The sequence below is a fragment of the Chloroflexota bacterium genome (genome assembly GCA_020850535.1).
Classification (GTDB): domain Bacteria; phylum Chloroflexota; class UBA6077; order UBA6077; family JACCZL01; genus JADZEM01.
This window is the reverse complement of the sequence record JADZEM010000159.1, coordinates 1-25,162: the sequence shown is the minus strand read 5'-3', so window position 1 is coordinate 25,162 and position 25,162 is coordinate 1. Positions and strand designations below refer to the sequence as shown.

At 69.7% G+C, this 25,162-nt stretch carries 19 protein-coding genes; 14 read left to right on the top strand and 5 right to left on the bottom strand.

Annotation, left to right across the window (positions count from 1 at the left end; all coding sequences use genetic code 11):
* Nucleotides 1–31: 31 nt before the first annotated feature.
* Nucleotides 32–1,561 carry a leucyl aminopeptidase gene (locus IT306_23030; protein ID MCC7371310.1) on the bottom strand — a complete coding sequence of 510 codons (1,530 nt, stop codon included), beginning with the start codon at nucleotides 1,559–1,561 and terminating at the stop codon, nucleotides 32–34.
* A gap of 163 nt (nucleotides 1,562–1,724) precedes the next feature.
* Between IT306_23030 and IT306_23025 the strand changes: the two genes are divergently transcribed.
* Nucleotides 1,725–2,150: a J domain-containing protein gene (locus IT306_23025; GenBank protein MCC7371309.1), complete on the top strand. Its 426-nt coding sequence runs from the start codon at nucleotides 1,725–1,727 to the stop codon at nucleotides 2,148–2,150.
* A 38-nt stretch (nucleotides 2,151–2,188) separates the two neighbouring features.
* On the opposite strand, the gene IT306_23020 is transcribed toward IT306_23025, so the two are convergent.
* On the bottom strand, nucleotides 2,189–3,397 hold the full coding sequence (locus IT306_23020; protein MCC7371308.1) for an acyl-CoA/acyl-ACP dehydrogenase: 1,209 nt from the start codon (nucleotides 3,395–3,397) through the stop codon (nucleotides 2,189–2,191).
* Between the two features lie 366 nt (nucleotides 3,398–3,763).
* Here IT306_23020 and IT306_23015 point away from each other — a divergent pair, with 366 nt between their 5' ends.
* The 7 genes from IT306_23015 to IT306_22985 all read left to right on the top strand — a co-directional run bounded on the left by IT306_23015 (nucleotide 3,764) and on the right by IT306_22985 (nucleotide 12,416).
* Complete coding sequence (locus IT306_23015) at nucleotides 3,764–4,510, top strand: glycosyltransferase family 2 protein (protein MCC7371307.1); 747 nt, start codon at nucleotides 3,764–3,766, stop codon at nucleotides 4,508–4,510.
* 4 nt (nucleotides 4,511–4,514) lie between these two features.
* Nucleotides 4,515–5,534, top strand: a complete 1,020-nt coding sequence (locus tag IT306_23010; protein MCC7371306.1) for an NAD-dependent epimerase/dehydratase family protein — start codon at nucleotides 4,515–4,517, stop codon at nucleotides 5,532–5,534.
* Nucleotides 5,531–6,652 carry a DegT/DnrJ/EryC1/StrS family aminotransferase gene (locus tag IT306_23005; protein MCC7371305.1) on the top strand — a complete coding sequence of 374 codons (1,122 nt, stop codon included), beginning with the start codon at nucleotides 5,531–5,533 and terminating at the stop codon, nucleotides 6,650–6,652. The genes IT306_23010 and IT306_23005 overlap by 4 nt, the downstream gene beginning before the upstream one ends.
* Nucleotides 6,653–6,664: 12 nt before the next feature.
* Nucleotides 6,665–7,471: a methyltransferase domain-containing protein gene (locus IT306_23000; protein MCC7371304.1), complete on the top strand. Its 807-nt coding sequence runs from the start codon at nucleotides 6,665–6,667 to the stop codon at nucleotides 7,469–7,471.
* 658 nt (nucleotides 7,472–8,129) lie between these two features.
* A complete protein-coding gene (locus IT306_22995) occupies nucleotides 8,130–10,454 on the top strand; it encodes a YfhO family protein (protein ID MCC7371303.1) in 2,325 nt (774 codons plus the stop codon).
* Nucleotides 10,455–10,552: 98 nt separating this feature from the next.
* Nucleotides 10,553–11,719 (top strand): MFS transporter, encoded by a 1,167-nt coding sequence (locus IT306_22990; protein MCC7371302.1) that lies wholly within the window; start codon nucleotides 10,553–10,555, stop codon nucleotides 11,717–11,719.
* A 295-nt stretch (nucleotides 11,720–12,014) separates the two neighbouring features.
* Nucleotides 12,015–12,416 (top strand): hypothetical protein, encoded by a 402-nt coding sequence (locus tag IT306_22985; GenBank protein MCC7371301.1) that lies wholly within the window; start codon nucleotides 12,015–12,017, stop codon nucleotides 12,414–12,416.
* Nucleotides 12,417–12,771: 355 nt separating this feature from the next.
* Here the strand turns inward: IT306_22985 and fabL are convergent, their stop codons facing one another.
* A complete protein-coding gene (gene fabL, locus IT306_22980) occupies nucleotides 12,772–13,524 on the bottom strand; it encodes an enoyl-[acyl-carrier-protein] reductase FabL (protein ID MCC7371300.1) in 753 nt (250 codons plus the stop codon).
* 135 nt (nucleotides 13,525–13,659) lie between these two features.
* Here fabL and IT306_22975 point away from each other — a divergent pair, with 135 nt between their 5' ends.
* The gene (locus IT306_22975) at nucleotides 13,660–15,210 is read left to right on the top strand and encodes a DUF2254 domain-containing protein (protein ID MCC7371299.1); all 1,551 of its coding nucleotides are present in this window, start codon (nucleotides 13,660–13,662) and stop codon (nucleotides 15,208–15,210) included.
* Here the strand turns inward: IT306_22975 and IT306_22970 are convergent.
* Nucleotides 15,176–19,057, bottom strand: coding sequence for an AAA family ATPase (locus IT306_22970; protein ID MCC7371298.1), 3,882 nt, complete (start codon nucleotides 19,055–19,057; stop codon nucleotides 15,176–15,178). The genes IT306_22975 and IT306_22970 overlap by 35 nt on opposite strands.
* Nucleotides 19,058–19,261: 204 nt before the next feature.
* Here IT306_22970 and IT306_22965 point away from each other — a divergent pair, with 204 nt between their 5' ends.
* Nucleotides 19,262–19,849, top strand: coding sequence for a macro domain-containing protein (locus IT306_22965; GenBank protein ID MCC7371297.1), 588 nt, complete (start codon nucleotides 19,262–19,264; stop codon nucleotides 19,847–19,849).
* Nucleotides 19,850–19,861: 12 nt separating this feature from the next.
* Here the strand turns inward: IT306_22965 and dcd are convergent, their stop codons facing one another.
* The gene (gene dcd / locus IT306_22960; protein ID MCC7371296.1) at nucleotides 19,862–20,380 is read right to left on the bottom strand and encodes a dCTP deaminase; all 519 of its coding nucleotides are present in this window, start codon (nucleotides 20,378–20,380) and stop codon (nucleotides 19,862–19,864) included.
* 242 nt (nucleotides 20,381–20,622) lie between these two features.
* Between dcd and IT306_22955 the strand changes: the two genes are divergently transcribed.
* The 4 genes from IT306_22955 to IT306_22940 all read left to right on the top strand — a co-directional run bounded on the left by IT306_22955 (nucleotide 20,623) and on the right by IT306_22940 (nucleotide 25,013).
* On the top strand, nucleotides 20,623–21,231 hold the full coding sequence (locus tag IT306_22955; GenBank protein MCC7371295.1) for a chromate transporter: 609 nt from the start codon (nucleotides 20,623–20,625) through the stop codon (nucleotides 21,229–21,231).
* Complete coding sequence (locus tag IT306_22950) at nucleotides 21,225–21,752, top strand: chromate transporter (GenBank protein MCC7371294.1); 528 nt, start codon at nucleotides 21,225–21,227, stop codon at nucleotides 21,750–21,752. The genes IT306_22955 and IT306_22950 overlap by 7 nt, the downstream gene beginning before the upstream one ends.
* 102 nt (nucleotides 21,753–21,854) lie before the next feature.
* A complete protein-coding gene (locus IT306_22945) occupies nucleotides 21,855–24,203 on the top strand; it encodes a GAF domain-containing protein (protein MCC7371293.1) in 2,349 nt (782 codons plus the stop codon).
* Between the two features lie 447 nt (nucleotides 24,204–24,650).
* A complete protein-coding gene (locus tag IT306_22940) occupies nucleotides 24,651–25,013 on the top strand; it encodes a hypothetical protein (GenBank protein MCC7371292.1) in 363 nt (120 codons plus the stop codon).
* Nucleotides 25,014–25,162: the final 149 nt, after the last annotated feature.

Here is a 25,162-nt window from a genome sequence, read left to right as displayed (position 1 = left end):
TGCGCCGCCAACCAGACAGACGTGTGGAGGATCAAGCGCCCCAGCGGCGGGCCAGCTCGACCAGCAGCCGAACGCCCATGCCGGTGGCGCAGCTCGACGGGTGATAGGGAGGCGTTCGCGACCAGTTCTCGGTGTAGGCCGTCCCGGCGATGTCCAGGTGGACCCACGGCTTGCCGTCCACGAAGCACTGCAGGAACGCCGCGGCCGTCAGCGCGCCGCCGGCCCGCCCGCCGGTGTTCTTGATGTCGGCAACCGGGCTGTCGATGTCGCGGTGGTGCTCCTTCCAGAGCGGCAGCGGCCAGACGCGTTCGCCGGCCGCGTCGCCGGCCTGCTGCACCAGCCCGAGCAGCCCCTGGTCGTTCCCCATCGCGCCGCTGGCGTGGTAGCCGAGCGCCACGACACAGGCCCCGGTCAGCGTGGCGAGGTCGATGATGGCGTCGGGGCTCTGCTCGGCGGCGTAGGCCAGCGCGTCCGACAGGATGACCCGGCCCTCGGCATCGGTGTTGACGATCTCGATGAACGTGCCCTGGTACGTCTTGAACACGTCGCCCGGCTTGTAGGCCGTCCCGCTGGGCAGGTTCTCGGTGGCCGCGAAGATGCCGATGATGTTGACCGGCAGCTTGAGATCGGCGGCGGCCTGGCAGAAGCCGACCACGGCGGCAGCGCCGCTCATGTCGTGCTTCATGTTCTCCATGTTCTCCGGCGGCTTGAGGGAGATGCCACCGCTGTCGAACGTGATGCCCTTGCCGACGATGGCCAGCGTCTTCGCGCGCTCGTCGCCGCAGTCGTACCGCATCATCACGAAGCGGGGCTCCTGGGCGCTGCCCGAGTTGACGGCCAGAATGGCGTTCATGCCCTTCTCGCGGAGCTCGTCCTTGCCCCAAACCTGGATCGAGAGGCCGCGCGACTCAGCCATCTGGCGGGCGCGGTCGGCCAGGACGGTCGGGGTCATGACGTTGCCGGGCGCCTGCGACAGGTCCCGGGCGAGGTTCACACCGTCCACCAGCTTCGCCGCGTCGTCGGCGGCAGCGGCAAATAGCTCGGCGCGGTCGTCGTCGCGCTCGATGATGGTGATCTCGTCGATGGTCGGGCGCGGATCGTCTGGCGGCGTCTTGAAGTGGAAGTAGGTGTACAGCGCCATCAGGCTGGCCTCGACCACCGTGCGCGCGGCCAGCCGCGAGTCGAGGCCGCCGGCTCCCGCGCCGTGCACGACGGTAGCGTACCGTCCGAGACGAAGATCGCGAGCCTTCCGCGCCGCCGTGGCCGAGGCGACCCGCAGCGCCTCAAGATCGAGGTCGTCGCGCTTGCCGAGGCCGACCACGGCCACGCGGTCGGCGGCCAGCGCGGCGCGGTCACCCTGGTTGTGGATGACGGTCACCTCGCCAAGCGAGCCCTTGATCTCGCCGTCGGCGATCAGCCGGCCGATCAGGCCGCCGAGCGCCTCGTTCACAGCGCCCGTCGCGCCCGACGGCTCCTCGACGCCCTCAAAGAGGTTGACGACCAGCAGCGGCGTCCGAACGGCTGTCAGCGATGCGCGTTCGACCTTGACGGATACATCCATGGTTGCGCGGCTCCTCGACGACTCGATCAAGACGCGATGTCCTGCGTGACCGGCGAGTATACCAGCCGGCCGTGGGCTGGCCCGGCAATCCACAGACCGCCCACCTGGGCGACGCGGTCCTTGACCCGCACCGTGGCGCGGTCGTATGACTCGGAGGGGACGGGTGGTGAGGGGAACCAGCGGGGAGCCAGGAGGCGACCCGCGCGCGGAGATGATGGCAGCGCAGATCGATCACTACAGCGTGCTGGGCGTGGATCGGGCGGCGACGCCAGAAGAGATCCGCGCCGCCTATCGCCGCGCTGCCCGTGAGAGCCACCCGGACTTGCATCCAGACGATCTGGGAGCGCTCGACCGTTTCAAGGCGGTCCAGCGCGCGTACGACGTGCTCGGAGATCCCGCGCGGCGGACGGCCCACGATGCTCAGCTTGCCGCGCAGGCGCCTCCGGTGCCGGATGTGCACTCGGCCGCCGCGCCGGCTGACCCGCCGGTGTCGCTGGCGCGCGAGCTGGGCTACACGGTACGGGCCATCCGCGCGTCACGCTTTGCCCGACGCTTCGGCCGGTTCCTGCGCCGCCTCGAACGGCTGTAAGAGGTGCGGTGCGAGGCGTCAGGACCTCTCGGCTTCGCTCAGGCCGAGGTCGACCAGCCCTGGCGCGTCCGCTGCCCGACCATCTGGTACGAGACCGGCGCGGCCGGCGGGTGGAACCGCGCCGCCATCACGTCGCGCGACAGCCGCTCCAGCGACGACGTGCGGAAGTAGGCGCGTCCGCCGCACAGCTCGACCGCCCGGTTGACGATGGCCATCGCCTTGTCGGTCACGATCTGCTTGCAGAGGATCGTCTGGCGGAGCGACGCCTGCAGGTCTGAGCGGTCCTGGTCGAGCGCGTTGACGACACGGTCCCGCGTCGCCGTCGCGACCAGCAAGTCGGCCTCCAGCTCGCCGATCATTACGTCCGTCAGCGACCGCTCGCGGCCGGTCCCGCGCTTCTCGGAGGCCAGGACGCGGTACGCCTCGGCGCGAGCCTCTTCGGCCAGCCCCAGGTAGACGCTGGACAGCAGGCAGTGGAACCAGATCACCGAGCGGGTGAACGCGGCGTGCTCCAACGGCTTCGGCGGGATGATCCCGCCCATCATGGCGTCCGGGACCCAGACGTTCTCCAGCGCGATGTCGTGGCTGGCGGTGGCGCGCATCCCCATCGTGTCCCAGGTCTCGACCACGCGGAGGCCCTCGGCGCTGGCCGGCACCGAGATCAGCAGCGAGTCGCCGCTGTCGGCGTCGGTCGCGATGAGCCGGAACACCGACATGCCCGGCGCCTGCGAGCAGAACGCCTTGCGCCCATTCAGCCGGTAGCCGTCGCCGTCCCGCCGCGCGATGGTGTCCGAGCGCCACTCGCCGGGCGTCACCGCCTCCGACGCCGTCGAGGCGAGCACGATGCCGTCGTTGGCGACGCGCCGGAGCGTGGCCTCGACCGGCGCGCCCGTGCGCCAGCCATCGGCGACCGCGCCAACCTGGTAGACGTGCATGTTGACGGCCAGCGCCGTCGAGGCGCAGCCCCGCGCCAGCGCCTGCTGCGCTTGCGCCAGGGTCGCCAGCCCCGCGCCGAAGCCGCCCAGCTCGGTCGGGACGCCAGCCTTCAGGTAGCCGGTCTCGCGCATGCGCCGATAGTGGTCGAACGGGAACGCGGCGCTCCGGTCGAATTCGGCGGCGCGGCCCCGGAACTCACCGGCCAGCCGCTCGGCCAGCCCGACGACGTCATGCTCGCCGCCTGTCGGCAGGGTGGATGTCTCGGTCTCCGGGCTGTGACTGGCGGTGGATGTGCGCGGCACGGTCGTCATCCTGGGCCTCTCTCCCTGGCCCGGGGGCGTCGCGCAAGGGGTCGGCGTCGGACCCCGTCTCGCATCGCCGCGGCCAGCAGTGTGCTTCCATCGTCACTGACCACGGGGCCTGCCGGCGTACCGCCGGGGACGTTTGGGTTGCTCCCAGGTGAACAGCCGGCCGGGACAGGATCGATCTGGACGGGCTGTACGCTGCCGGGGCCGACCCAGACGCCGGTTTCAGGTTGCGCCCGTCCGTCCACGCTCTGGTATCCTCCGGCCGCCGCGTGACCGGGCGAGACCAGGACTTCGCGCGCCGCACCCAGGATAGAACCACCGGTCCCGTTCGCGCCGCATCCCTCGACGCGCGGGCTGGGGAGAGGCCCAGTGCCCCACTCGATCAGCGCGTTCTTCCCCGCCTACAACGACGCCGGCACGATCGCCAGCATGGTGGTCACGGCGGACAGGACGCTGCGCGCCATCACCGACGACTACGAGGTGATCGTCGTCAACGACGGCAGCCCCGACCACACGGCGGAGGTGCTGGCCGATCTTCAGACGCGCTACCCGAAGCTGAGGGTCGTCACGCACGCCAAAAACCGAGGCTACGGCGGCGCGCTCCGCAGCGGCTTCGAGCACGCCTCGAAGGATCTGGTCTGCTACACCGACGGCGATGCGCAGTACGATCCGCGCGAGTTCCGCCTGCTGTACGACAACCTGACCGACGACGTCGACATGGTGCAGGGCTACAAGATCCGGCGCGGCGACCCGCTCCATCGTGTCGTCATCGGCCGGATGTACCACACCGTCGTGCGGGCCATGTTCGGGCTGCCGATCCGCGACGTGGACTGCGACTTGCGGTTGATCCGCCGCAAAGTCTTCGACGAGGTGCAGCTCACGCAGGACAGCGGCGTCATCTGCGTCGAGATGATGACGAAGATCGTCCAGGCCGGCTTCAAGATGACCGAGGTGCCCGTGCACCACTACCATCGCGCCTACGGCCAGTCGCAGTTCTTCAATTTCCGGCGGGTTGGGCGGGTGGGTGTGGACTTGATCCGTCTGTGGCTCCAGCTGGTGCTGTGGCGCGGACTCCGCCAGCGCACGCCGGCTCGGCAGGCGCGTCGGGAGGGCTGAGAGGATGCCGTATCGCGCGGGCCGCTTCTACGAGGGCAAACGGGTCATGGTGACCGGCGGCCTCGGGTTCATCGGCTCGAATCTCGCCGCACGGCTGGTCGATCTCGGGGCCAACGTCCTGCTGGTCGATTCGATGATCGATGCGACGGGCGCCAACCGCTTCAACATCAGTGGGATCGAGGATCGTGTATCGACGCGGCTGGTCGATGTCCGCGACGCGCTGGCGATGGGGCGGCTGGTCGAAGGCCAGGATGTGATCTTCAACCTGGCCGGCCAGGTCAGCCACATCGACAGCATGCGCGACCCGTTCACCGACCTGGACATCAACTGTCGGGCGCAGCTCTCGCTGCTGGAGGCGTGCCGGCAGTCCAACCCGACGGTGAAGGTCATCTTCGCCAGTACGCGCCAGATCTACGGGCGGCCAGACTACCTGCCCGTCGACGAGCGCCACCTGCTTCACCCAACTGACGTGAACGGCATCAACAAGATGGCCGGCGAGTGGTACCACATCCTCTACAACAACGTGTACGGCCTGCGCGCCTGCTCGTTGCGGCTCACCAACACCTACGGCCCGAGGATGCTGGTCAAGAACAGCCGCCAGACGGCCATCGGCTGGTTCATCCGTCAGGTGCTGGACGACGAAGAGGTGCAGTTGTTCGGGGATGGCTCCCAGCTGCGAGACTTCACCTACGTGGACGACGTGGCGGATGCGTTCCTGCGGGCCGGGGCGTCGGACGTGTCCAACGGGCAGGTCTTCAACATCGGCGGCGACGAGCCGATCAGCCTGCGCGATCTGCTGGATGTGATGATCGAGATCGCCGGCTGTGGCAGCTACCGGCTGGTCCCGTTCCCGGAGGACAAGAAGGCCATCGACATCGGCAGCGTCTACGCGGACGACAACAAGATTCGCCGCGCGCTCGGCTGGGAGCCCAGTACGAGCCTCCGCGAGGGCCTGAAGCGCACCATCGCCTTCTATCGCGAGCACCGGCACGAATACTGGGGCGAGCAGGAGTCACGTCGATGACCACCGACACCGCTGTGACGCGTATCCCCGTCTTCGATCTGAAGGCGCAATACGCGGCGCTCAAGTCCGAGCTGGACGAGGCCGCGCTGCGGGTGATGGGGAGCGGCTGGTTCATTCACGGGACCGAGCACGCCGCCTTCGAGACGGAGTTCGCCGCCTACTCCGAGGCCGAGCACGGCATCGGCGTGGCCACTGGCACCGACGCGATCAGGATCGCGCTGCAGGCGCTGGGCGTCGGCCCCGGCGACGAGGTCATCACCGTCGCGAACGTCGGGATGCCGCCGGTGGTGGCCGTCAAAGAGGCCGGCGCGACGCCTGTCTTCGTGGACGTCGATCCGCTGACCCGCAACATCGATCCGAGCAAGATCGCGGCGGCCATCACGCCGAGAACGAAGGTCGTGCTGGCGATCCACCTGTTCGGCCACCCGATAGATGTGGATGCCATCCGCAAGGTCATTCAGCCGCACGGCATCAAGCTGCTCGAGGACTGCGCCCAGGCGCACGGCGCGCGCTACAAGGGCAGGCGCGTCGGCAGCATGGGCGATGCCGCCGCCTTCAGCTTCTACCCGACCAAGAACCTCGGGGCCTACGGCGACGGCGGGTTCATCACCACCAACGACGCGGAGGTGGCTGACCGCGCGCGGCTGCTGCGCGGCTACGGCTGGCGTCAGCGCTACATCAGCGAAACGCACGGCGTCAACTCGCGGCTCGACGAGCTGCAGGCGGCGATCCTGCGGGTCAAGCTGCGCCACCTCGACGCTGCCAACGACGAGCGTCGCCGCCGCGCCTCCCTCTACGACGAGTCGCTGGAAGGGATCACGATTCCAACCACCGCCCCATGGGCTGAGCCGGTCTACCACCTGTACGTCGTCGAGGTGGACGGTCGCGACGAGCTACGCGCGGCGCTCCAGGCGGCCGGCGTCGGGACCGATGTCCACTACCCGCTGCCCAGCCACCTGCAGCCTGCCTGCGCCGACCTCGGGATGGGGGCTGGCTCGCTGCCCGTAACCGAGTCGCTGGCGGCCCGCGTGCTCTCGCTGCCGATGTACCCCGAGCTGCCACTCGAACACGTGGAACGGGTCGCCGAGATCGTCTCGCGGCTCGCGGCCCACCGGTAAGCTCGGACTCGCATGGAGCGCGAACAGTACGACCTGATGTTCGCTCAGGAGGAGCGACACTGGTGGTATGTGGGCATGCGACGGATCTCGACGGCGCTGCTGGAGCGGCACCGTCCGAGGGTGGATCGAGTCAACGGTCGTCCTCTGGACGTGCTGGACGCCGGCTGTGGCTCGGGCGGCATGACGCGCTACCTGCAACGGTTCGGGCGGGTGACGGGGATCGACCTGGCGCCGGAGGCGGTCGGGCTGGCGCGGACGCGCGGCCTGACCCGGCTGGCGCGCTCGTCGGTCGGCTCGATCCCGTTCCGCGATGGCTCCTTCGACATCGTGACGAGCTTCGACGTGCTGTACCACCTGAACGTGGACGACGACCGGGGCGCGCTCTCGGAGATCCACCGCGTGCTGCGCCCGGGCGGGGTCGCCCTGATCCGCCTGCCCGCCTTCGACTGGATTCGCGGGGCGCACGACGAGGTCGTCCACACCCGCCATCGGTACACGCGCGAGGAGCTGACTCGCAAGCTGGAGTCGGTCGGCTTCCTGGTCGAGCGGTCCACCTACGCCAACTTTCTGCTGTTCCCGCTTGCGCCGATCAAGCGCTACCTGGAGCTTCGCAGCGACACCCACGAGGCGACGGACCTCTGGCGTCCGCCCGGCCCGTTCAACCGCGTCCTGGCCGACCTGCTGAGCCTGGAGTCGCTGGCCGCCATGACGGTCGGGCTGCCGTGGGGGCTGTCCGTGTTCGCCGTTGCCCGGCGGGTCGATCCGTTGCCGTCCCCGGCCGTGGCCGCGCCGCTCGTGGCTGGGACGGCTGCGACCTGAGCTTCCGATGACAGCAGCCGTCACCCGTGTGGAGACCCGCAAGGGACCGGAGCGGTCGGGGGCGGCGCAGGAGCCTCCGGCCGTCGCCCCGCAAGCCGCCACGCGCTGGGATCGCCGCGAGACCGTACGTGAGCTGCTGCCGCTGCTGGCGTTTGCCGCCTGCTCGCTGATCCTCTTTTGGGAGGATCTGTTCCGGAACCTCGTCATCGCGGAGCGCGACACCGAGCTGTTCTACCTGCCGTTGACCCGCTGGTTCCTCGGCGAGCTGCGGGCCGGGCATCTGCCGCTCTGGATCCCGCTGATCTTCAGCGGCTACCCCCTGTTCGCCGATGGTGAGATGGGGATGCTCTACCCGCTGAACCTCGTCGTCGGGCTGCTGGCCGGGCCGGACCGCTTCATGGCCGTGTCGCGGGCGCTGCACCTGTTCCTGGGCGCGTCGTTCATGCTGGTGCTGCTGCGCGTGCTCGGCGTCGGGCGGACGGCCTCGATAACGGGCGGGCTGGTCTTCGGCTTTGGCAGCTTCCTGGTGGCCCAGATCCAGCACGAGAACGTCGTTCGCAGCGCCGTCTGGCTGCCGCTGGTGCTGGCGTTCACGGAGCTTGGCCTGCGCGCAACCGGCTGGCGGCGACAACAGTGGCTGGCGGCCGGTGGCCTCGCGATGGCAATGGCCGCGCTCGGCGTCCACATTCAGCCGGTCTTTATGACCCTGGTGACGCTCGGGCTGTTCGTCGCCTACCGGGTGGTGGTCGGGCCGGTGGCCGGCCGGCCCTGGGAGCGCGGGCTGCTGCTGGCCTGGGCGCCAGCGCTGGTGGCCGGCATCGGGCTGGGGATCGCCGCCGCGCAGTGGTTGCCGCTCTACGAGCTGGGGCGGATGTCGTACCGTGGCCCCGGCCTCGGGTACGACCTCGCCATCACCTGGCCCCTGCGCTGGCAGAACCTCGCGACGATCATCCTGCCGTATCTGTTCAGGCTGCCGGATGGCCGCTGGGTCACGCTCTGGCAGCAGTGGGAGAGCTACCTCTACGTCGGGATCCTGCCGCTCGGGCTGGCGATGGTCGGGGTGCTGGCCAGCCGACGACGCATCGTGCCGTTCTTCCTGCTGCTGGCGGTCTTCGGGCTGCTCGTCGGGCTGGCCGAGCAGAGCCCGCTCAACATCCATCGGCTGCTCTGGTCGTTGCCGGGCTTCTCGTCGCTGCGAGCGCCCGGGCGGTACGCCTACCTGATCGTCTTCGCGATGGCCGGGCTGGCGGCGTTCGGCCTGGACGCCTTGATGCGGCAGCGCCGGCGGTCCTGGCTGGCAGTCTCGGGCGCAGCCCTGTTCGCGGCGGGCGCCGGCGTCGTCGTCTACCTGATCGCCGGACTCCACCGCCGGCTGGTGGCCGATCCGGTCCGCTGGAAGATGCTGATCGACGAGAGCTACCTGTCCGTGCTCCACGAGCACGGCTGGCTCAGCGGCGAGATGGTCTACGACGCGCTCGTGAACGGTCTCAGCCTGTCCAATCCGCAGGCACAGCTGACCGTGGGGCTGCTGGTCGGCGGGAGCGTCCTGCTGCTGGCCTGGGCGCTGCTGCCACGGATCAGGCCCGTCGCGGCCGGTCTGGCCATCGTGATGGTGGCGGGCGACTTGCTCCTCTTCGGCCACGGCTATCACCCGCGCGTGCCGTACGCCTCGCTGGTCGAGCCGTCGCCGGTGGCTGCGTACCTTGCCACGCTCGGCCCTGACGCCCGCGTCTTCGCCGATTCGTCGCTGCGGTTCCTGGAGCCGAACACCCTGCTCAGGAATCGGGTGCCGACCGTGGCGGGGTACGCCTCGCTCGGCACGCAGCGGCATTTCGAGTACTGGTCGTCGGTGGACAGCCAGGAGGATGCCCTGCTGGACCTCTGGTCGGTCGGGCAACTGGTCATGGCCAGCCCGCCACGCGACGTGGAGATCGTCCAGGGGACGGCGTACCGGCCCTACAACGCCCTCTTCCGCGGGACGGCGTCGAACCGCACGGGGTTCGCCCAGTTCACCGTCGAGCCGACGCGCACGGTCGAGCTGCGGGTGCTCTCGACGCTGGTGGACGGCGTGCAGATCGACCAGGACACCCCGATGGCCGAGGTCACGCTGGTGGGCGCGGACGGCATGCGGCGCTCGGTGCAACTGCTGGCCGGCGTCCACACCGCCGAGAACGCCTACGACCGTCCGGATGTGCAGACCCACCTGCGCCACGCGCGCCCGGCCGTAGCAGGCCGGATTCCAGACACCGACCCGTCTGGCCTGCCGACGCGCACAAACGTCTATTTCGCCCGGTTCGACGTCGAGGCGATGGACGTCGTCGGCGTCGAGCTGCGGCAGATCTACCCGGTCGGGCACACGCGGATTTTCGGGCTGGGACTGGTAGACCCGGCCGGCAAGGTTCGCTCGGTGTTCAGCACAGACCGCTCGAAGTTTCGCCAGCTCTGGCAGCAGGACGGCATCGCCGTACTCGAGAACACCCGGGCCTTTCCACGGGCCTACGTCGTGCCAGAGGGCGTTTTCAGGACGCGGGCCGAGGACGCCGCGCTGGTGCGGATGGGATCGCGGCCGTTCGACGGCAGCCGACAGGTGGTGCTCGAAGAGGGGCCGACCGAGGGTCTGCCGCTGGTCCGCCCGCGCTTCGGCCAACCGCTCGATCCATCGGCGATGCCGGTCGCGGCGTCGGTCACCGACGTCAACTCAGATCGCTTGCGGATCGCGACGCCGGACGGCCCCGGCGGCTTCCTGGTGCTGACCGACCTGTACCACCGCGGCTGGCGCGCCCGCGTGGACGGCCAGCCGGCGCCCGTCTACCTGGCCAATTTCCTGTTCCGGGCCGTGGCGCTGCCGCCGGGGCCGCACACGGTCGAGCTGGAGTTCGATCCGCTCTCGCTGCGCGTCGGCGCGGCGATCAGCGTGGCAGTGCTGCTGTTCGCGGCGATGATCGGGCTGGCGCTGCCCTGGCTGGCCTCCCGCCGCCGGTAGCCTGACTCCGCCGGTCCGCCCGGTCGGGTACCATCCCGCACGGCATGGTATCGACGACGATAGACACCCCGGAGACTGCCAGACCACGACGGTCGGGCATGTTCCTCCTGATCTCGCTGGTGCTGGCGACGTACTTCGGCAACGGCTCTGCCATCGCGATGACGCCGTTTCTGCTCGACATCGCCCGCGATCTCAACGCGGACCTGTCGGCGATGGGCGTGCTGCTGGCCGCCAGCAGCGTCACCTGGGGCACCGTCTCGCTGTTCGCGGGGGCGATCTCCGACCGGCTCGGGCGGCGGCCAGTGTTGCTGGTCGGGCTGGCGGGCCTCGCGCTCTCGCCGCTGGGGCTGGCCGCCTCGACCGTGGTGCCGGTCGCATTCGTCGCGCGGGTGATCGGCGGGTTCGGCGGGGGCGCGTTCATGGGCACAGCGTTCGCGGCGGCCTCTGACGCCTTCCCAACCGCCGAACGCGGGCGGGCGCTCGGCTGGATGATCACCGGCCAGTCGATCTCGCTGGTGCTGGGGGTGCCGTTGGTGGCCTACCTCGCCTCGTTCGTCGGGTGGCGCGGGGCGCTGGCGTTTCAGGGCATGGCGGTGCTGCTGGCAGCCTTGCTGGTCTGGCTCACCGTGCCGGGCTTGCCGGCGCGCGCCCGCGCTGCCGCTGCTGCCGGACCGAGCGTCTGGAGCCTGATGACGCCGCGTGTGTTGGCCCTGCTCACGGCCAACTCGATGGAGCGATTCTGCTACGGTGGCGTGGCCGTCTACCTCGCCACCTACCTCACGACCAGCTACGGCGTCTCTCTGGAGGTGCTGGCTGTCGGCCTCGGGCTGGTGGCCCTCGGGAACCTCTGCGGCAACTTCGTGGGCGGCGAGCTGAGCGACCGACTCCGCTCGCGGACGGCCCTGTCGGCCGTCTCGCTGCTGGTGACCGGCCTGCTGGCGTTGCCGCTGCTGCTCTGGCAGCCCGGACTGTGGGTCTCGGTAGCGTTCGGCTTCGTCTACACCGTCGCCAACGCCATCGGACGGCCGTCGCTGATGGCCGGCGTCAGCGAGGTCTCGAACGAGGCGCGCGGCGCGCTGCTCGGCGTCAACATGACGTTCGCCAGCTTCGGGTGGCTGGGATCGCAGGCCGTGGGCGGCTGGATCATCACGACGATGGGCTTCCCGGTGTTCGGAGCGATCACGGCGGCCTGCGGCGTCGTCGGCGCCCTGATGGCGGTGGCAGGCCGGATGCCGAGCCGCGAGGCCGCCCAGGGCCCCGCTTGACGGACGGCGCCTGCGCGCCGGATGACGCCCCGCGTGTCTGATGACGCCCTGCTGATGGGCGCTCGACATGGCCTGCCGCCGTGAGCGTCTGATGTAGCTTCCCGCCGGCCCGGCCCGATCCTGGCTACAATCGCTCATCGACTTGCCAGTCTATCCGCAGCCGCGTGGCTGCGCTCGCGCATCATGCAGAGGAGCGTCACTTGAACAAGCGGAAGAAAGTCGCCATTCGGAAGCATCGCGCCAAGGCCAAAAAGCTCGAAGAGAAGAAGCGGATGACGACGCTCGCGCGGCGACGGTGACGGGAACGGACCAGGGCGGGCAGGACCTCCTGCTCGCCATCGCCGACGACCTGATGGTGCGCTCGCGTATCGACGCGGCGGCGGAGGCGGCCGGCGTCGAGATTCGCTACGTCAGCCGATTCGAGGACATTCCGGCCGCTGCCGGCCGTGCCCCGCGCGCGCTGCTGGTCGGGATGGCTGCCACCCGCCGCCCCTGGGCCGAGATCATCCGGCAGGTCCGCGCGGATGCTGCGACGGCCGGCTTGTACGTGCTGGCGTTCGGGCCGCACATGAACCAGACCTTGCGCTCACAGGCGCTGGAGGCCGGCGCTGACCGGGTGGTCGCGAACTCGGCGTTCATGCGGATGCTGCCGACGCTGCTGGTGACGCCGACGGCCCCCGCCGAAGACGACGAGTAGTGGCTCGTCTGGCGTCAATCACCGGGTCGCTCAGTGCCGGTCGTCATCCCGACCCCATTCGGCGAGCTCAGGGCAAGCTGCGCGAGGCACGAACACACCCGCTCGTCATCCCGACCGCGGCGAGGCACGAGCGGAGAGGGATCTTCTCCTTCTGTGGCGTGAGGAAGATCCCTCGACTGCGTTCGCACGCTCACTCTGCTCGGGATGACGGTTATGGGAGCAGCCTCACGTCGCTCGGGATGACGGGGGAGGGTCGTCAGGATTGCCCTGAGCGTGCCGAACGGGTCGCTTCCCACGGGATGACGGGTGAAGCGTCGGCAGAGGTCCAACTCGGTCGTTCACGACTGACGGACCACTAGATCGGCAGCGAGTACCCGCCGTCCACAACCAGGATGTGGCCACGGATCATCTCGCCGCCGGGGCCGCACAGGAACCGCACGGCCCGCGCGATGTCCACTGGCTCGACCATCCGCCCCGCCGGCGTCTTCGACTTCGCGTCGCCCAGCATCTCCTCGCGGCGCGGGAAGTGGCTCAGCGCATCCGTGTCCACGAGGCCGCCCGACACCGCGTTGACGGCGATCCCCAGCGCCGACAGCTCGATAGCGAGGTAGCGCGTCAGCGACTCCAGCGCCGCCTTCGAGATCCCCACCGCCGAATACTCGGGGAAGACGCGCCCGCCGCCCAGGCTGGAGATGCCGACGATCCGCCCGCCCCGGCCGTCCATCAGCGGCGCGGCGGCCTTCGCGCACAGCCACGCGCCGCGCGCGTTGATGTTCATCGTCCAGTCCCAGTGGCGGGTTTCCAGCTCACGGAGCGGCCGGATGACGCCCGAGGCCGCGTTGTTGACGAGGATGTCCAGGTAGCCCCAGCGGTCCCCGATCTCCCCGAACATGCGGTCCACCTTGTCCGGATCGCCGACGTGCGAGCGGATGATCTCCGCCTGCCGGCCGAGCGCCCGCACGGCCTGGGCAGTCTCCTCGGCGGCGTCGCTGTTGCGGAGATAGTTGACCAGGATATCCGCGCCCGCCTCGGCAAGCTCCAACGCGCAGGCCCGGCCGATTCCACGCCCGCCGCCCGTCACCAGCGCGAGCTTCCCCGCTAGCTCCATCGAGAGACCTCCAGCACGAGGCGAATTCTACCGGACGCCGCCCAGGCCGCCGGCGCGGCGTGGCATCCAGGGCGGGCGCGCTTCTAGAATCCGCCAGCGCCGCCCGTATGCGACTCCTGGTGAGGAGGCGTGACCTTGCGTCGATTGCTGCCGTGGATCGTGCCGTTCGTCGCGCTGGTCATCGTCGTGTCCGGCCTGAGCGTCATCAGCGCCGTCCTGGGGGATCCCGCCGAGCACAGTACGCTCGGTGCGCTCGGCAGCGTCCAGTTCGTCCTCAACACCAACGCCGCCGCCCTCACCAGCGCGATGGCGGTGCTGATCGCGCTGGTGCTGCTGACCGTCCAGTTGACGGCACAGCGCTACTCGTTCAGCGTGATCGGGATCTTCGTGCAGGATCCCGTGAACTCGCTGCTGATCGGCCTCTTCATCATCACTATCGTGTTCAACCTGTGGCTCGGGCTGGTGCTCAAGGAGACGTACATCCCCGTCTTCGCCACGCTGGTCGGGATGGTGCTGATGACGCTCTGCTTCGCGATGCTGCCGCCGTACATCCTGTACCTGTTCGAGGTGATCCGCCCGGACAACATCCTCGATCATATCCAGCAGCGATTCCTGGAATCCGTGATGCCCGTCGAGGGCCTTCGACAGGTCGAGCAGCGGCGGGCCATGGCGATGCGTCGCATCTCCCAGATGGGCGACATCGCGCGGACGGCCGTCAACCAGTCGGATGGCGCGGTCGCCCGGCACGCTGTCTGGGCGCTGTACTGGAGCATCGCCTCGTACCTCGAACGGAAGGCGACCATGCCGCCGGCCTGGTTCAGCGTCGAGGAGCACCAGTTCCGGGGACGGCACGAGCTGATCGTCCGCGAGATCGAAGAGACGATGACGTGGGTCGAGGTCCGCATGCTCGACGAACTGCGGGAGGTCTTCTTTGCCACGCTGAACAAGCTCCACGATGTGAATACCACCGTCGCGCTGGTGCTTCGCCTGCTGGGCGAGAAAGCCGTCGAGCGGAACGATGTCGGCCTTTCGGTCGGCGTGATGAAGTTCTTCAACACGGTTCTGCGGGCGGCCATCAACCAGGGCGACGTTCGCGCGGGCTACCACGTGCTGTACCAGTATCGCCTGATGGCCGATACGGCGATGATTCACCATCCGGATATGACGCTCCAGATCGCCCACCGCCTCAGCTACTACGGCGACGCGGCGGCTGGCGGGCCGCTCCTGTGGATGTCGGCGGCTGCCGCCTACGACCTTCGTATCCTGGCCGAGAGCGCGCTCGAACATGGCGCTGGCTGCGACGTGGCCGCTGCCATCATCGGCGAGCTGATCGACACGGTGCGGCGTGGCGAGGCGAAACGGTCGCCGGCGCTGACGCAGCTCTACAAGATGACGTTGGCGCTCGGCGCGTTCTGCCTGGCGAAGGGTGAGCCGGCGAGCACCCAGCTGCTGGCGCATGCGTTGGCGAGCGTGCCGCCCCCCACGCTTGACGCGGCGCTCTCCGAGCTGTTGACCATCGACGATCCTGTCTTCTGGGAGCTGACCGACCGCGTGGTGAACTTCGACTACGTGGAGCCCGAGGCCCGCGGCTGTCTGCCGGCATTCCGCGCCATGGTCCCGGATGCGGCGCTGGCCGTCGAGGACGGCGCAGTCAAGCCTGGAGCGGCTGCTCCGGCCTCATCCTGAGAACCGTCGCGCCGGGCCGCACGCCGAGGCCGCCCAGGATCTCGCGGGCGCGCTCGCGCCGTCGCTCGGCCGCGCGCGTATCGCCAGCCGCGTCATGGACTTCGGCCGCGACTATCATCGTGCGCGCAAGCTCGTACGGCTGGGCAAGCTCATCGGCCGTCCTGAGCGCCGACTTGACGCTCGCCCGCGCCCTGTCAAGCTCGCCTGCGTGGAGCGCCAGCAGCGTGTCGGCGCGGTCGGCCGCCAGGACTGCCGCGCGCCGTCCGAACGCTGTACCCTGGCTGCGCGCCCGCGCACTGTACCCTTCGGCCCCCGCACGGTCACCCAGCTCGGCCAGGGCCTCGGCTGCCAGCATCTCCATCGTCAGCGAGCACTGCGCGCAGCCAAGCTGCTCGGCCACCCGCCCGGCTGCTGCTAGGCGGCTCCGAGCGGCCTCGTCGTCGCCGGCCCGCAGCCGGTTGACCCCCAGCAGCGCGCCCATCAGCACGGCCCGATGGGTGTTGTTCGCGTCGCTCAGCCAGACGGTCATCTGCTCGGCAGCGGTGTCGTAGTCGCCACGCCAGGTGAGCAGCAGCATCAGCCACCACTCAAAGATCGCGCCGACGCCGACGATGGTCGTGGGAAGGCCCGTCGCCAGCTGGAGGTTGGTCTCGGCGACCTGCCATTCGCCCAGGAGCACCTGTCCGATCCCGAGGATGCCGCGCGCTGTCGTCTCGCCAACGGTGGAGCCCGTCGAGCGGGACAGCTCCAGCGCTTCCTCCATATCGGCACGATCCTGGGCGTCGAACGTCCAGAGCGCCCAGACTCGGACCAGGGCGCGCGCCGTGAGCGCCTTGTAGAGGATGGGCCGCTCCTCGGGGCGAGCGCGGGCTGCCGTGACCCACTCATCTGTGAGCCTGGGCAGCTCGTCCAACAGCTCGCCCATCATAGACGGGTGGGTCAGCGCCTCGTACGCCTCCGAGAGGTGCCGGAACGATCCGCGCTCGCGGGCGATCTGGAGAGCCTTGCGGCCGGCCTCGGCAGCGGCCGCTGCATTGCTGGCCCAGGTGTACATGCTTGCCTTGAGCGCCCAGGCCGAGGCCAGGTCAGGGGAGCCGTCGGGCAGGAACCGGAAGGCGGCTTCGAGCTTGGTGCGGGTCGCGTCAATATCACCGGCGTAGCTGTGCAGGCGGGCCATCTTGAGGGCCAGCGCGCCGACGACGGACTTGTGCTGGCGCGTGATGGCGCCGTCCTCCGAATCGTTCAGGGCGTCCAGGTTGACCATCAGCGCCCGCTTGAAGTCGTCCAGCGCGGCGTCGTACTGGCCGAGCAGCGTGCGAATGTCGGCGCGGCGCTCGGCCAGCATCGCCACCACCTCCGGCGCCGCCCCTGCTGCCGAGCGCGCGGCGGACTCCAGCGCGATGGTGAACGCGGCCACCGCCTCGTCGTTGGCGTACGCCGCCGCGGCCTGTTCGGCGGCCAGCCGGCTGTAGCGAAACGCCCGCTCCCAGGACTCGCCCTCCCAGAAGTGACGGGCAAGCTCGCCGTACTGCTCCTCCAGGTTGTCGGAGTAGATCTCCTCCAGCGCCCACCCGATCTGGACGTGGAGTTCGCGCCGCCGCCGCAGCAGCACCGAGCCGGCCGCCGCCTCGTGGATCAGGGTCTGGGTGAAGGCGTAGCGGCGCTCGGGGATGACGGCTTCCTCGCGGAGCAGCCCCGCCCGGAGCGCTTCTCGCAGGTGGCGATCCAGCTCCGGGCCGGCGTCCAGCACCCGCCGCAACACCCGCTCCGAGACCTCGCGGCCGACCAGCGCCGCCACCTGGAGCGTGCGGCGCACGCCGACGGCCAGCCGGTCGATGCGCGCCAGCACGGTGGCGATCAGCGTCTGTGGGATCTGCAGCTCGGTCACGTCATGGTCGGCCACCCAGGTCTCGCCGGACCAGCGCAGCGCGCCGCTGTCCACCAGCGCCCGCAGCATCTCCTCGATGAAGAACGGGTTGCCGTCCGTCCGCTCCAGCACCAGCGCCTCGATGTTTGGCGGCGTCTCCGAGCACGAGAGCAGGCTGCACATCAGCTGATGGGCGGCCTGCTCGGAGAGCGGATGCACGACCATCTCGGCATAACGATGCGGAAACGTCCGCGCGGCCTGCTCTTTGAGCTGCCAGGACGGCGCATCAGGCTCGGGCGTGAAGACGTAGTAGAAGAGGATCGGATGCTCGTCGGTGAGCGGCATCAGCTCAAGCAGCACGTCGATTGAGCTGGGATCGGCCCACTGGAGTGCGTCGAGCACCAGCACCAGCGGCCGGTCCGCCATCAGCGCCGCGAACAGGCGGCGCAGCGCCTCGACCACTCGCCACTGAAGCTGCGCGGCGGTCAGGCCGGCGGTCTGCTCGCCATCGGACTCCGCGCCCAGTATGAGGCCGAGCGGCGGCAGCAGCTCTGACAACTGGAGCCGGTCCAGACTCTCGCTGAGGGCAGCCGCCAGCCGAGCATCCGAGCCGCCCGGCCGCACGCCCAGCAGCCTCGTCACGATCTCCCGGATGAGCCGGTAGCTCAGGCCCTGAGCGTGCGACGGCGCAGCCGCCTCGATCCAGCGCAGCCCTAGCTCCTCGGCATGGTCGCGGACCTCGGCCAGGAGCCGCGTCTTGCCGATACCGTGCTCGCCGATCAGCGCGGAGAGTTGCCCGCGCCCCCGCGAGAGGTCGGCCACGTGGCGGCGCAACTCCTGCAACTCCAGCAGGCGGCCCACCAGTGGGAACCGCCGGTCCTGTGGGCGCTGCGCGAGGACCGGCACATCGCGGAGCAGGGCGCCGCGCAGCGAGTAGGCTGGGACTGGCTGCGCCTTGCCTCTGAGCATCAGCGGCTCGACGGGCGCGAGGTCGAAGACGCCGCCAGCCTGCCGGGCCGTCTGCTCGCCCATCAGCGTGCCGCCCGGCTCGGCGGCGGTCTGGAGGCGAGCCGCCGTGTTCACGACGTCGCCGAACACCGAGTACTCACGGTGGCCGCCGACGTCGCGCACGCCGGCGATCACCTCGCCGGTGTGGACGCCGATACGCAGCCGCAGCTCCAGCTCCTTGCCATCGCGGTCGAGCTGGGCCAGCGAGCCGACGGCCTGGTGCATGGCGATGGCGGCATGGACGGCGCGAACGGCGTCGTCTTCGTGGGCGGTCGGTGCGCCGAACAGCGCCATGATCGCGTCGCCCATGAACTTGTCGATGGTGCCGCCGTACAGCGACACAGCCTCGGCCAGCCGAGCCAGGACCGCCGCCGACAGCTCGCGGACGTCCTCGGGGTCGAGCCGCTCCGAGAGCGTCGTGAACCCGACGATGTCGGCGAAGAGGACTGACACGACGCGCCGTTCCTCGACGAGCACATCCTCGTCATCGAGCAGCGCCGCGCCATCGAGAGACGGTGTCGCCGCCTCGCCGCCGCGAGCAGGAAAGGTCGCGCCCAGGGCCGTCGCGCCCAGGGCCGTCGCCATCATCGCCGCCCCGGCTGACGGCCGCCCGACCGTCTGTGCGGGCGCGTCTGGCCGTGTCGTCGCGCCCGAGATGCGCCCTGCACTCTCAAGGGGCGCTGCCGCAAATGAGGGCGCGGGCAGCGGTCGTGCGCTCAGCAGGGCGGCCGGCAGCGGTTCGCGCGGTGCGCCATCGGCGACGGTCGCCGGCAGGATCAGGCCGCTCCCACAGCCGGTGCAGAACTGCTGGCCGAGGACGGCCTCGGCGCCACAGCTCCAGCAGTGGAAGAGCAGGCGCGTGCCACACGTCCCGCAGTGGCGGGCCGTCACCGGGTTGGACGATTGGCAGACGGGACAGCGGCCAGGGCCGTCCGGCAGGATGGATGGGGCGACGATCTCCGGCACGCTCATAGCGGAGTTATAGCCACGCGCCTGCGCCGACTGGCGAAACTCCTGCAGGACGGCCCGTGCACCGTCTCGTATAGCCGATCTGGGCTGCTGTCAGGCCGTACCCGTGGGGCTGCTGGGAACCGTTTTCATTCACGGAAGGCCAGGATCGGATGGTGCGCCAGCCGCGCCGCGACGAGGCCGGCGGTGCATGGTGGGAGGTCAGGCGTGCGCGACATAAGCATCGGCTCAGGACGGCTTATCCTCGTCCAGGGCGATATCACTGAGCTGGAGCGGCGTGTCGGCGCAATCGTCAACTCAGCCGCCGAAGACCTGCGTGCCGGCGGCGGCGTGTCCGCTGCGATCCATCGCGTTGGCGGCATGGAGCTCGGCGTCGAGTGCCGCTGGATCGGCACGGCGCAGACGGGGACGGCCGTCGCGACCACCTCCGGCAACCTCAACGCCGACGCCGTGATCCACGCGGTTGGTCCACTCTGGACGGGCGGCCGGGCTGGCGAAGAGAAGCTGCTGGCGTCCGCGTACCGCAGCGCGCTCGACATCGCCGAGAACATCGGGCTGGCGTCGGTCGCGTTTCCGTCGATCAGCACGGGAACGCACGGCTTCCCCTTCGACCTGGCGACGAACATCGCCATCGGCACGACCGCCTCGTTCCTGCGGCGCGCGCGGAGCGTCAAGGACGTCCTGCTGGTGCTCTACACGCCCGAGGAATACCAGGTGTACGAACGGGCGTTGGACCGTTTCGAGCGGTTCCACGCGAGACGGGCAGCGCAGGAGGCCGCGCAGCGCGCCAGTTGAGGCTGGTGTCCCCTATGGCGCTTCCTGAACCCGGTACCGGCCGCCGTACTTCGCCTCGCCCACGCACTGCTCGAACATGAACTGGCAGAGCCGCGTGCCCGGCCGCAGCGCCAGGGGCATCGGGCCGGCGTTGTTGATCTCGAGCGCCTGGTGGTTGTCGATGCCCGGCTGGATGAACGCCGCCGTGATGTGAACCATCAGACCCAGCCGCGCGAACCGGCTGCGCCCCTGCAGCCAGCCGCACAGGTCGTTGGGCAGGCGGATGCGCTCGCGGGTCAGGCCGTGGCAGGTCTCGCCGGGCATCAGCACGAAGTAGTCGTCCTCGCCCACCTCGACGATCTCGGAGACGGTCTCGTAGGCCGCTTCCTCGGTGACGTGGAAGATGTCGCGGACGCGCTTGAACACGCGAAACTGCTTCGCGAGGTGCAGGTCGATGGAGGCCGGCCCGACCCACTGCTCGTCGAACGGGTCGATGCCGATATCCCCTGCTTGGACCCGCCGGATGATCTCGTCGCGCGTGAGAATCGCCATCGCTCTCCACCGCCGATGTCGGCTCGCCCCGTGAGCCTTCCGGGACGGTCCCACGATTCTACTGACGATACGCTGTCGAGCGGCACACTTCGGGCGCGGCATCTGGCGCGTGTCATTCGGGTGGGCGCGCGAACAACGGCGCAGCTACCATGCCGAAGCGCTGGCGCCGGGCGACCGTCAACGGCGACCGTCAACGGCGATCGTCAACGGCGATCGTGGGAGGATCGTGCTGGGGTTCGCGGGTGAGCAGTGAAGCGGGCGCGGTTGGGGAAGCGCGGGCCACGTGCGTGCAGGCGGCCCAGGCGACCCCTCCGTCTCGCCCGGTCCCGACGCCGTTCCAGCTCTACCTCGCCTTCTTCAAGATCGGCATCTGCGCGTTCGGCGGCGTCGGGCCGTGGGCGCGAAGGGTGATCGTCGAAGAGGAGGGCTGGTTCGACGACCGCGAGTACGCCGAGCTGCTCGGTTTGGCCCAGGTGCTGCCCGGCCCCAATGTCGGCAACGTCTCGGTCTTCATCGGCGACCGCTTCCACGGCGCGCTCGGCGCGGCGCTGGCGCTCGGCGGGCTGATGACCGGTCCGATTGTGACGCTGCTGCTGCTGGGCATGGGCTTTGACTGGCTGGTCTCGTTCCCGCCGATCGACGGCGCGGTGCATGGCGTCGCGGCGGCAGCGGCCGGCCTGTTCATCGGGACGGCGTTGAAGATGGCCGACCGGCTGCGCCTCGGGCTGCCAGCACTGGCGATCCTCGGGTGTGCCTTCGTGGGCATCGGGCTGCTGCGGCTGCCGCTGCTGCCCGTGATCGGCGTACTGGCCCCGATCAGCATGCTCCTGGCGTGGCGGCTGCGATGGTAGACCCGTACGTGCTCTGGGAGCTGTTCTTCAGCTTCGCGCGGCTGTCGCTGTTCGCGGTTGGCGGCATCCAGGCAGTCATCTCCGAGGTGTACCGTGAGGTGGTGGAGGTTCACGGCTGGATGACCGCCGCCGAGCTGGCTGCGCTGGTGGCGCTGGCCCAGGCCGCGCCCGGCCCGAACGGGCTGATGCTGGCGCTGGTAGGGTACCGGCTGGCCGGCGTCCCGGGATTCTTCGTCTCGGTGGTGGCTGTGGCCCTGCCGCCCGCCGTGGTGGCGTTTGCGTTCACGCGGGCGCGTCGGAGGCTGGCGACCTCCCGCTGGCTGCGCGTTGCCCAGACCGGACTGGTGCCGGTGGTGGTCGGGTTGATGCTCGCCAGCGGGCTGGTCAGCGCCCGCGCCGCCGACGACACCTGGCTCAAAGTTGCCCTGACCGGAGTCGTCGCGCTGACGGTCTGGCGCACGAGCTGGAATCCGCTCTGGTGGCTAGCGGTCGGCGCGCTCGTCGGGCTGACCCGCTTCTGAAACCCCGCCCGTCTCTCCCGCGTTCCATGTTCCGATTGGCCGGTTGATCGCATGTCGCGACGACCCCTACCATCCTGGTGAGGGGTTGCCTGGACTGGTTGCATGGTCACTACGCCCGCCCACGACGACGAGCACACGCACCCACACCCGCGCCCGGCGACCCTGTGTCCGGAGGACCGGCTGCGCCTGATGGGCGAGCTGGCCCGGTCGTTCTCGACCATCCTCGAACCGCAACTCCTCTTCGAGCGCATCACCGAGCTGCTGACGCATCGGTTTGACTTCTTCTACACCACGATCATGCTCTGTCAGGGGCGCGATCTCGTGGTCAGGTCAGCCCACGGTCGAGATCACGGCTACGATGCCCGGATGCTCGGCCTGAGCTGCCGCATCGGCGAGAGCGGCGTCTCGGGGTGGGCCGCCGTCGAGGGCCGCACGGTGGTGGTGCCAGACGTGGCCGCCGAGCCGCGCTTCTGCTGGGCCTGGGCCGATCACGGCATTCAGTCCGCCGTGATGATCCCGCTGATGGGCCGCGAGGGGCTGATCGGCATGCTGGAGGCCGACAGCGACCGGCCCGACGATTTCCAGTCAGACGACATCAGCCTGCTCGAAGCGCTGGCCGGGCAGCTCGCCATCGTGATCGAGAACGCCCAGCTGTTGGAGGTCGAGCGGAGTCGCGGGCGGCGGCTCGCCACCGTCATGGAGATCGCCCGAAAGGTCACCTCGATCCTCGATCTCCAGGACCTGCTCTCGGAGACGACGGAGCTGCTGGCGAGCCGCTTCGGCTACCACAGCGTCGGCATCATGCTGCGCGACCGTGACGACGACGACTGGCTGGTGATGGCGGCCGGCAATGCTGGGGCAGCCCACATCCCAGATGGCGCGCGCCAGCATGTCCAGACCGGCATGTGCGGGCGCGCTGCCACCACGGGGCTGACCCAGCTGTCAAACGACACCAGCACCAACCCGCACTTCTTCCAGGGGCCGGGCTTGCAGACCCGCGCCGAGCTCGACGTGCCGCTCAAGGTCGGTGGGCGGGTGCTCGGCGTGCTCAGCATCGACAGCGATCAGCCGAACGCCTTCTCCGACGAGGAAGTGCCCTTCCTCGAGACGCTGGCCGACCAGATCGCCGTGGCGATCGAGAACGCCCGGCTGGTCGAGCGTGCCCGCGAGCTTGCCGCTAGCGACGAGCGGAACCGCCTCGCACGAGAGATCCACGACAGCCTCGCACAGAGCCTGATCGCCGTCTCGATGGAGCTGGACGCCGTCCAGCAGCACGCGGCGGACGATCCGTCTCGGGTCGTCGGGCTGATCGGCCATGCGCGCGATCTGGCACACCGCGCCGTAGAAGAGGCCCGCCACGCGATCTGGCGGCTGCGCCCGGCCGCGCTGGAGCGGCAATCGCTGACCGAAGCGCTGGAGGCTGAAGCGCGCTCGCTGGAGCAGGGCGGGGCCGTCGAGCAGGCGACGTTCACCGTCCAGGGGGAGCAGCGACCGCTCTCGCTGGAGATCGAAGCGGCGCTGTTTCGGATCGGCCAGGAAGCGCTCTCGAACGTCCGCAAGCACGCCCACGCCCGCCGCGTCCGGGTGGCCCTGACCTACGGCGAGCGGTCGGTCCGGCTGCTGATCGAGGACGACGGCCGGGGCTTCGACCACCGGGCCTCCATGCCCACGCAGGACGGCGGCTTCGGTCTGTCCGGCATCGAGCAGCGGGCGGCGCTGATCGGCGCAGATGTTGAAGTCGACTCGTCGCCCGGCTGGGGGACACGCGTCCGCGTGCTGGCGCCGAACGCCCCCACGTTCGAGCCGACTCCCGCCCTCACGCCGGTGCGCGTGCTGCTGGCCGACGATCACGCCCTGGTGCGCCAGGGGGTGCGCCGCATGCTCGACTCGATGCCCGGCCTGACGCTGGTGGCCGAGGCTGAGGATGGCCAGGAGGCCGTCGCGCGGACCCTGGAGCTGGCCCCGGACGTGGTGCTGATGGACGTGAGCCTGCCCGGCATCGACGGCCTGGAGGCGATCCGCCGCATCCATGCCGACCTGCCGTCGGTCGGCGCGATCGTGCTGTCGACGACCTCCCCTGACGACGTGGTGCTGGAGGCGGTGCGGGCCGGGGCGCGCGGCTACCTGCTCAAGGACGTCAGCAGCGACGAGTTGCGGACGGCCATTCAGACGGTTGCAGGGGGCGCATCGTACTTCGCGCCGGCGGTCGCCTCGAAACTGGCTGGCGGCGTCCACCGGGGAGGCTCGGCCACCGAGCGGCTGACCCCGCGAGAGCTGGCGGTGCTGCGCCGGTTGGCGACCGGCGCTCCGAACAAGGAGATCGCAGCCGCCCTGCGCATCTCCGAGAATACGGTCGAATCGCACCTCCGGAGCATCTACGGGAAGCTCGACGTGCGGAGCCGAACCGAGGCGCTGCGCCGTGCAACCGAATGGGGCATCGTCGCGGTTTGACCTGATGACAGGCGGTCGCGCCGGCCGATCTCGGCTGTTGCTCGCTCCCCTCGACTCCATGACGCGCGTCTCACGGATTTCCGTGATCCCCGGACCATCCGTTCGCGTCGTTCCCGGAGTCGAGCTCCTGTCCGAAAATCTCGGTGTACGACGGATGCGCTGCGGACGGCAGCCAGGACCGCTACAGGGGGTGCCTACTATGTCCCAAGACCACGCCTGGACTCTCGCAGAGCTGAGTCACACGCTGCACGCAGAGCGCCTCGCCGAGGCCGCTCGTGACCGGCTGGCGAAGCAGGTACAGAAGCCCGGACCGTCCCTGAGGGTGCTTCTGGCCAACGCGCTCCGCTACGTGGCAAGCCTTCTCGACGGGCAGCCCGGCATCCAGACGCATACCGATCGTCGGCTCGCAGGCGCCATCTAGGCGCGTTCGCAGGGGGGACGCTCGTCATGAGCGATGTAGCCGTTGCCGGAGTGCTCCTGGCGTTCTTCATCGCGCTCGCCATCACCGCGCCGATCTGGGGCTTCGACAGCCGCGACGGCGTACATAGTGACGAGCCAGCCAGGCGGGTGGCGTGGCTGCACGGTCCGCACAGTCACCTGTCGCAGGCGGCATCCTGGTCGAGCCGGGTTGGCTCGGCGTCGGGCAGCCGGACGGCACACCTGCTCCGGTCGGCCGCCAGCCGCCTCGAACCAGAGGTGGCAACGCTGGCCAGTGCCCAGGGACGGGCCGTTTCATGGGATGGCGGCCTGGGGCGATTGCATCTTCATTGGTGTTCCCGGAGCATCATGGAACGGGCGGTCGGGGACTGAAGTCCCCGCCTACAGTCACGCCGTCGCTGCGCGACGGCCGTCGGGAACGGCCGGCACTGGTGCGACTGGCGCGTCGCGCAGCGACTGCAGGATGGTAGGCGGGGCTTTCAAGCCCCGACGCGGCGGCACGACGACATCAACATGCAATC

Excerpts from the sequence above, each read along its gene's own strand:
- IT306_23020 (MCC7371308.1), bottom strand. The coding sequence starts at position 3,397 with ATGACGACCGTGCCGCGCACATCCACCGCCAGTCACAGCCCGGAGACC.
- IT306_23005 (MCC7371305.1), top strand. The coding sequence starts at position 5,531 with ATGACCACCGACACCGCTGTGACGCGTATCCCCGTCTTCGATCTGAAG.
- IT306_22995 (MCC7371303.1), top strand. The coding sequence starts at position 8,130 with ATGGCAATGGCCGCGCTCGGCGTCCACATTCAGCCGGTCTTTATGACC.
- IT306_22970 (MCC7371298.1), bottom strand. The coding sequence starts at position 19,057 with ATGAGCGTGCCGGAGATCGTCGCCCCATCCATCCTGCCGGACGGCCCT.
- IT306_22945 (MCC7371293.1), top strand. The coding sequence starts at position 21,855 with ATGGTCACTACGCCCGCCCACGACGACGAGCACACGCACCCACACCCG.
- IT306_22940 (MCC7371292.1), top strand. The coding sequence starts at position 24,651 with ATGAGCGATGTAGCCGTTGCCGGAGTGCTCCTGGCGTTCTTCATCGCG.
- IT306_22950 (MCC7371294.1), top strand. The coding sequence starts at position 21,225 with ATGGTAGACCCGTACGTGCTCTGGGAGCTGTTCTTCAGCTTCGCGCGG.
- IT306_23000 (MCC7371304.1), top strand. The coding sequence starts at position 6,665 with ATGGAGCGCGAACAGTACGACCTGATGTTCGCTCAGGAGGAGCGACAC.
- IT306_23030 (MCC7371310.1), bottom strand. The coding sequence starts at position 1,561 with ATGGATGTATCCGTCAAGGTCGAACGCGCATCGCTGACAGCCGTTCGG.
- dcd (MCC7371296.1), bottom strand. The coding sequence starts at position 20,380 with ATGGCGATTCTCACGCGCGACGAGATCATCCGGCGGGTCCAAGCAGGG.
- IT306_23010 (MCC7371306.1), top strand. The coding sequence starts at position 4,515 with ATGCCGTATCGCGCGGGCCGCTTCTACGAGGGCAAACGGGTCATGGTG.
- fabL (MCC7371300.1), bottom strand. The coding sequence starts at position 13,524 with ATGGAGCTAGCGGGGAAGCTCGCGCTGGTGACGGGCGGCGGGCGTGGA.
- IT306_22990 (MCC7371302.1), top strand. The coding sequence starts at position 10,553 with ATGTTCCTCCTGATCTCGCTGGTGCTGGCGACGTACTTCGGCAACGGC.